This is a genomic window from Leyella stercorea (assembly GCF_021531655.1).
The window spans coordinates 1-7,388 of the sequence record NZ_JADYUF010000077.1; the positions used below are offsets into that span (position 1 = coordinate 1).

Consider the following 7,388-nt stretch of genomic DNA (forward strand, 5'->3'; position numbering starts at 1 on the left):
GGGGCTTTGGGGGGTAGGGCTTCTGTTTACATCTGTATCTCCACTACCTTATCCACATCAGTAGGCACGCTGTCGAGTGTAATGAGCACACCGCCTTGACACTTCTGCATCTTGACAGCCTTGCGCGAAACGTAATCTACGGCATGCTTTGCGTTCTTGTCGGTGATGGGAAGGAAGAGCGAGCGGTCCTTGAGGTTGAGGATATGTACGAATATCTTGTTGTCCTTCTCGGTTGTTACGCCCCAATCGCGTGGCGATACGCGTCCTCCACGTGTACCATATATGGTTTCTCCGTATGTCTTCATCCATTCGCCCATTTCCTTAAGGCGCTGCACAGCTACTGCTGGCAGACATCCGTCGGGTTGCGGACCGATGTTCATAAGGAGGTTGGCGTTGCGACCTGCTGCCTTTACAAGATAATGTATGAGAGTCTTTGTCGACTTGTAGTTCTGGTCGGTAATCTTATATCCCCACATACCGTTCATTGTTTCGCATGTTTCGAGCGGCAGTTGTGAGATTGACTGACCTGAGAGTCCGGCTGTATTCTCGCCTGGCAGGTCGCGTTCGAACATCTGGAAGTCTTCACCCTCGAATGGAGTTTGATGATGATTGTTGCCGATGAGGCAGGCAGGCTGCAATCGATGGATGAGAGCATACTGCTCGGGCAGGCGCCAATCGAATGACGGATTGATGTCCTGATCCCACCATCCGTCAAACCATATAGCTCCAACCTTGCCGTAGTTGGTGAGGAGTTCGGTGAGCTGATTGTTCATGAACGTATAGTATGAGTCCCAATTCTGCTTCTCAACGGGTCGACCAGTGCCGAGACCTGTACGACCAAGCGGGGCATCCTCACGCTGCCAGTCGATATGTGAGTAATAGAAGTGGATGTCGATGCCCTGACGGTGGCACTCGTCAGCGAGTTCCTTGACGATGTCGCGCTTGAATGGTGAAGCGTCTACAACGTTATAGTCGGAATATTTGGTCTTGAACATTGAGAATCCCTCATGGTGACGAGTGGTGAAGCATATATACTTTGCGCCCGAAGCCTTGATTTGTGACACCCATTCCTTTGCGCTGAATCGAGAGGGGTAGAAGCCTCCAGCCAGCTTGGCGTATTCCTTATAGTTGAGGTTGTTGTTGGTCATAGTCCATTCGCCGGTGGCAAGCATAGCGTACAGACCCCAGTGAAGGAATATTCCGAACTTGGAGTCCTGGAAGTGTTTGCGTGCTGCGATGTTGTCGGCAGAGGGTGTGTAGGTTTGATTAGTGTTAGCGGATGCTGTGAGTGATAGTGCCAGCATAGCCGCTGCCAATAGCTTTTTCATAAGTTGTTGTTGGGTTATGGGTTATAATTGTTTCGCAAAGTTAACCTTTTTATTCGTATTGGTGAAGAATTATACAAAAAAAGTTGGGCTACCTCACGGCAGCCCAACCAAATAACTATTAAAACGTGTAATACGATAAGATCTGAGTCTGTTATGTTTATGTGCTGGTTTTCTAATGTTTATATTCTATTGCCTATAACCTTTCTGCTTATTTCTTGCGCACAGCACGCACTTTATGAAGATCCATTCGTGGTGTGCTTTGTGGTGAGGCATCCCAAGTATAAGCATTCGAGTTGTCCCGTATACCTGTTGATGACCAGTGCTTACCATTCAAACCTACAGCTTCAGAGAACTGATTGCTTGCCGGTAGATACCAGTTGATGTCTTTTTTCTCAGGTGTGATGGCATAAGTGATTTTGTCGCCTGATCCGCCTTTATGTATTTCAAAAGCATTCAACTTTACTGCATACAAGGCAGCAAATACCTTAGGAATCTCATTCGAACCACTTTGCTCGGTCATCTTATAACCTCTGGTAGCTATATATTTTTCTCCCTCAAATGATGTTCCTCCCACATGAGAATACAGTTTCCAAGTATTATCCAAACCATCAACTTCAGACGTTGCTGATATTTCATCCATTTTTGAGTAATTAACAGTGAATGTTACTGTGCCTTTCCAATCATCATGATCAACGGTTACGTATGGCACGGTTTGAGGAACAAATATAGATTTAATCCACTCCCCTAAAGTATTTGGTTGCTTCTTGAAGTTTTGTTTAATCCACCATTCTTCAATTCGACCAGATATAGGACCGAATCCTTCTTTCTGATATGTTACTTTTCTGTCCCATTTAAATCCGAAGGGGAATGTTTCGTCATCTTCCAAGACCTCCCAACCTATATCACCTTGCCAAATCGGACATCTCTGAACAATGTCTGCAGTTGCAAAATCTACTCCGTTTATGCTTAAGGTAAGTGTCACGGTACGGTCTGTTGTTGAGTTGTTTTCCTCTACGAACAGATATAGTGTTGTCTCTCCGTTACCCGTCTTATCCAATGTCTGCTGACGTTCTACGGGTACTTTCTCGGAACCACAATAATCAGCATAATCACGAGCATAATCACCAGTTGCTTTTAGCCAGTAGCCGCTTTGCTCATATGTGGTCAAGGCTGACTTAATTGTCACCCAAGGCTGATTAGACTTTATAGTCCAATTTCCCGTTACGTATTTTGTATTTACTTTTATAGGGATGATATCATAGTGAGCATCTACTATAGCAGGAGTGCTTGTAAACTTCAGCTCATACTCTGGTGTAATCGAGAGGCGATAGGTTACGGTTTTGCCCATTAGCCATTTGGCTCCGCTGAGTGAAGCGCTCAGGGGGCGGTCGTTGCCTGAGATGTTGTCATGGAAAACGACTTCGAGTTTGCTGTCTGCGCCTAAAGTCTGGGGCAGGAGCATGAATGTAGCGTCCTCGGCATTGAGCTTTGTGCCGTCGGCTGTGGCGCCTGTGGTTGGTAAGTCTGGCGAAACTGTATAGTCGGCTGTGGTTTCGTCAAGATCCCATGCAGCTGTCGCCATGTCGTATGTACCAGAGTTGCGTACTTTGGTTATTTTTACGCTCTTGATAGTGCCTTCTGCCATTGTTTCACCAGTCTTGATGATTACAGCGGTGCAGATGTGCTTGAACTGCAGGTTTACAGGAGCGCCTGTTGTACTGTTGTTGCTGAATTCGCCTGTGGCTGCCGCTACAAGGTCGCGCTGCTTGGTGAGATCGGTAGAAGCAGTGTACTTGAGGGTAGTCATGTTGACATTCTCTTGCGGATAGATAGGACTCTCATCGAGAGTAGCATCGGTTGGTGCCCATGCGAAGAAGCGCAACTGTCCCTTTTCTGGCCAGTAGTATGTAGAGTTGGGACTCCAAAGCGAGCCAGATCTTTTAGCAGTTTCGTTCATATACAACTGCGAGTTGATGCTTCCGTCTGCTTTCTTGTACTGTGCCACAACCTTAAACTCGTCGTACATGCTTGTCTGCAGCATAGCTGCACGTGTAGCAGGTCTGCCTGCATTGTCGTTGCCGATGCCGTCGGTCACAACGGCACGCACGCAGAGTGTGTCGGCAGAATTGTCCGAGCGCAGAGTGTAGCGGGCAGCAGTATAGCCGTCAGCAGAATTGTTTGCGCGTGTAGAAGCAGCGTTTTCGGTAGATACGCCGAAGCTGATGCCGTCGGTATTTGTTTCCGCTTTGCCGAAAAAGTCGTCGCTGCTGCATGAAAAGAGCGACGCTGACAGTAGCACAGCAGCGATGCTGGCTGTCAATTGGTGTATTTTCATTATTCCTTTCATCTTGGTTCGTTTTTGTGGTTGTTGATAATTGTGAGTGTAAGGGGAACATTCAACCCCTTACACCCTGTAGTGTGTTAGTTGCTTGTTGCTTACTTCAGATCGAATTTCTGTTCAGGAGCATCAACCCAAGTATCAACTGTAGCCTTGAACTCGATAGGATGGAGCTGTGAATCCGGATTGATGTTTGAAGTTCCAATCTCAGCAACGTAGTTGTAGCTCTTGCCTATCGACTGTGTTGTCTCGATTGTAACAGTGTGATTGTAGTCTGTTTTTACACCATTCTGGTCGAGAGTAACAGTGAATGTTACTTTGTAAGATTCTTTCTTATCTGTAGGGATGAGATACATGTGATCAGTTTCACCAACACCAGTGTTTGCTACGAGATCAGTAGGTGCATTCTTTGTCGGATTTGCGAAAGAAACATTAAGTGTATTTTCTGTTGCGGTCCACTTAGCGTCAGTAGCAGGAGTGATAGTACCCTTCTTGTAAGCGTTGGTAATCTTTACGTCCTTAACAGTAATCTTGGCAGCAGCTTTTGCTGGGAATGTGTTCTTGAAAGTGAACTTAACACGTGCCAACTGATGCTTGAATGTGAAGTTAACCTTGTCAGGAGCGGCTGTAATATTTGCAGGCATTGTCGTTTCTGTAGCCTTTGCGTAAATCAGATCAGTCTGGGCGTCATTATCGAATGTGATGGTGCCACCAGTCTTAGCTGCTGCGAATTGAACACCCTTCTCACCTGCCTTCGGTGCGATAGCCTCGAAATTGTAGATGTAGTTCGCCTCCCAATACTTCAGCGGTGAGTATGTGCCCTCTCCATTTTGGGCAACTGTTACCTCCTGTGCATTGAAAATCTTATCGTCACCGCGCCAGCCATATACGTACATACTATTGAGATTAGCAAGAGTAATGTCTGTAGCACGAGTGCTCTTATCTACAAATGAAGAGAAACCAATAGCTTTACCCTTAGCCATTTCTACTGTCTCGTCACTGTTGCAAGCTGTGAGCGCGAGGCCCATTGCTGCCAAACCCATAATAAATAATTTCTTCATAGTGTTTAATTTTTATAGTTGGTTATTAATTTAATTTATTGAAATATTATTTCAGTGGAATCACGATGTCTTCGTAATCGCCCCAGCCTTCAACCTTAACGTCGAATCCAGAACTACCTTCCTTACCCTCTTCGTCGGTAATCTCAAGATCCTTCACTATGATGACACCACCCTGAGGTTGAGCCTCAACCTGCTTAGTCACGTCGAAGTCGAAGTTTTTGATTTTTCCGTTCTTGAGTCGTACCTCAAGGTTGAGAGCATAGCTGCGCTGTCCACGTGTGGGCTGATAGAGTGCGTTTGGCCAGTCGGGCACTCCGAACGATGTTACTATAGCCTGTGCTCCCCAAGGTTCGAGTGTGCAGTCGTAGAGCAGAGTAGCTGCCTCTTTTGAAGTCTGTCCGCTGTGCATATACACCGCTGCAGCCATGCCCGACAGTGCTCCGCGCACCAGTCCTACATATTCCAGACCCTTGCTGAACTCGTATCTTACGAGATACTTGAACACCAGCGGGTGCATTGTAACCGACATCTCCGGCATTTCGTAGGTACGCTCAGATGTGTACTTCTCTTTGTAGTTGCCATAGAGCATATCGGGCATGTTCACAGTAGGTTCGCTACGGCTGGCGTTGCCCTTAAACGGATTGCCCATGTACGTAGAACGTGTTCGGGTGCGTGTGGTAGCCTTGGCAGAAGCATACGAGTACATATCGTCGAAGAGAATGTATTCGGTGTCGTTGTTGTAGAACAGCAACTGGTGGTTGCCCGGTTGCAGACCTACTACGTCGCCCTGAGCTGGCATATTAATCATATCGTTGACACCCGTCTCGCTGAATACGTGCATACGGAGTCCGGCAGGAACCTTCGGGCGAAGGTCGTCGTATGCCATGCCGTATTTTTCGGGCCATTCAGCTTCCGAAGCCCATACCTTCTGGTTTTCATTCAGTTCCCACTCCTGCTGGTAAGTAGCTGTGACGCGGAAGTCGAACTTAGGTGCATGAACGTCGTGGTCGAAGCACAGGTCCTTGTGTTCGCACGATGAGAGTGTCGGTATGGCGAGTGCCATAGCGCATAGTGTGCCGAGTATCAACTTGGCTGAATTCTTGCAGTTAATCATTTCTCGCCTCCTTTCTTCGTTTTCGTGTTGTAGTTGCCATGTCCGAGAAGCCAGACGAGCGATACCTCAACCTTGGTAGGGCCTATCCACTTGCGGTTTTTGGTGGCTTGCCATACGTAGTGGCCGTCGAGCGGAGTGTATTCATAGTAGCGTCCGCCCATATATCCGGCTGCCAGACTGAAGTCGATGTTCAATCGTCGTGCCACAGGCATTGAGTAGCCATACTCAGCACCGACGGTATAGTTCATGCGGTCCCACAATGTGCCGCCGGGCTTTCCGCCCATATATCCCTTGCCACCGAATTCGATGTCGTAGGTGAGCATCTGTGCGTTGATGCCGATGTGGTGTCCCTGCAGAGGCTTTTCGGCTGCCTTGGCTCCGAAGTACTTGCGTACGGTGAGTCCGCCGCCGTAAACACGCCAGTAGCGATGGCTCTTGTTGCGGCTCCACCATCCGTACATCCAGTCGGCTGCTACGCTCCATCGCTTGCCGAGCGAGAACTCAACGCCTACGTTGGGCACAAGTAGTGCATCGTAAAGCATATTGGTCTTGATGGCGAAGTAGGCAGGTTGCTTGGTGTCGACAACGGGTTCGGGCTGTACAACGGGTTCGGGCTGCTTGGGTTCTTCCACAACGGGTTCCGGTTGGGGTTCGGGTGCAGGCTCGTTCTTCTTGCGTATGGTCACGAGAATGGCACTTGCGTTGCGTACTGAGGGGAAGAACTTGTCGAGCATATAGTTCCATGTGCGTCCGTAGTTCATGTCCATGAGTCGCTTCTTGCGGCTGTCGACGAGTGCACCATATTTATTATAGGTGTATTCTGGAGTCTCAAGCAGCTCGTGCAGCACCTCCTTCTTGTTTGGCATGTCCGAGTTTTCGACATAAATGGCGAGTTTCTGCCATGCGTCCGACCATTCCTGACGCTTGATTATGTCTTCGGGCAACATGATGCGCTGGCGTACATACTGCTCCATATTGGCACAGCGGCGCTTGGCGAGCTTGCGGTTGAGCTTGCTGCTGCCTTCGGGCGATGCCGATCCGCAGAACTTTACTTGAGTAAGTTCAATGGTTGTGTCGTTTCTTACTTCGTTAAGAAACTGTATTACGTCGTTCAGATTTGCTTCGTTGTTACCGAACTTGGGGTCAAGCAAACTTGATCCTACCCTAAATCCGATACAAACTTCTTTCTTGTCGTTTTCTTGGGCAGCGGCGGTTTGCATTGCCAGCGCCAAGAAGATGAGTGCTATAAATCGTATCATAGGCAATCGTCTTAATTTAGTCTTTTTATTATTTTTGCGTTACATTTTCAGCTTGGTCGTCAGCCAGTATTACCCGTCTGTAGGCAATCTTGCCTGTCGTTAGTTCGTTCTGCCTGCAATTCGTCCTGTTGCTGGCATTGTTTCATCAAGATGTACGTCTGTTGTTTTGTTTTGTTAAGTGTTAAGTGTGGAATGTTAAGTGTTTAAGGGGGTGATGTAAACTCAAAATGAATGTCAAACTGTAGGAGGAGGGTGTGTCAAAAGTCAAACAAAACGGGCTGAAAGCCC

The 7,388-nt window shown here is 47.7% G+C and carries 5 protein-coding genes; all 5 read right to left on the bottom strand.

Features of this window, described 5'->3' with window-relative positions:
- Window positions 1-26: 26 nt before the first annotated feature.
- Window positions 27-1,328 (bottom strand): alpha-L-fucosidase, encoded by a 1,302-nt coding sequence (locus I6E49_RS13695; RefSeq protein WP_235403010.1) that lies wholly within the window; start codon window positions 1,326-1,328, stop codon window positions 27-29.
- Between the two features lie 208 nt (window positions 1,329-1,536).
- Window positions 1,537-3,663, bottom strand: a complete 2,127-nt coding sequence (locus I6E49_RS13700) for a fimbrillin family protein (RefSeq protein WP_235403011.1) — start codon at window positions 3,661-3,663, stop codon at window positions 1,537-1,539.
- A gap of 101 nt (window positions 3,664-3,764) precedes the next feature.
- A complete protein-coding gene (locus I6E49_RS13705) occupies window positions 3,765-4,727 on the bottom strand; it encodes a fimbrillin family protein (protein ID WP_235403012.1) in 963 nt (320 codons plus the stop codon).
- Window positions 4,728-4,773: 46 nt separating this feature from the next.
- Complete coding sequence (locus I6E49_RS13710; RefSeq protein WP_235403014.1) at window positions 4,774-5,841, bottom strand: DUF5119 domain-containing protein; 1,068 nt, start codon at window positions 5,839-5,841, stop codon at window positions 4,774-4,776.
- A complete protein-coding gene (locus I6E49_RS13715) occupies window positions 5,838-7,100 on the bottom strand; it encodes a DUF3575 domain-containing protein (RefSeq protein WP_235403016.1) in 1,263 nt (420 codons plus the stop codon). Before I6E49_RS13715 ends, I6E49_RS13710 begins: the two co-directional genes overlap by 4 nt.
- Between the last annotated feature and the right edge of the window lie 288 nt (window positions 7,101-7,388).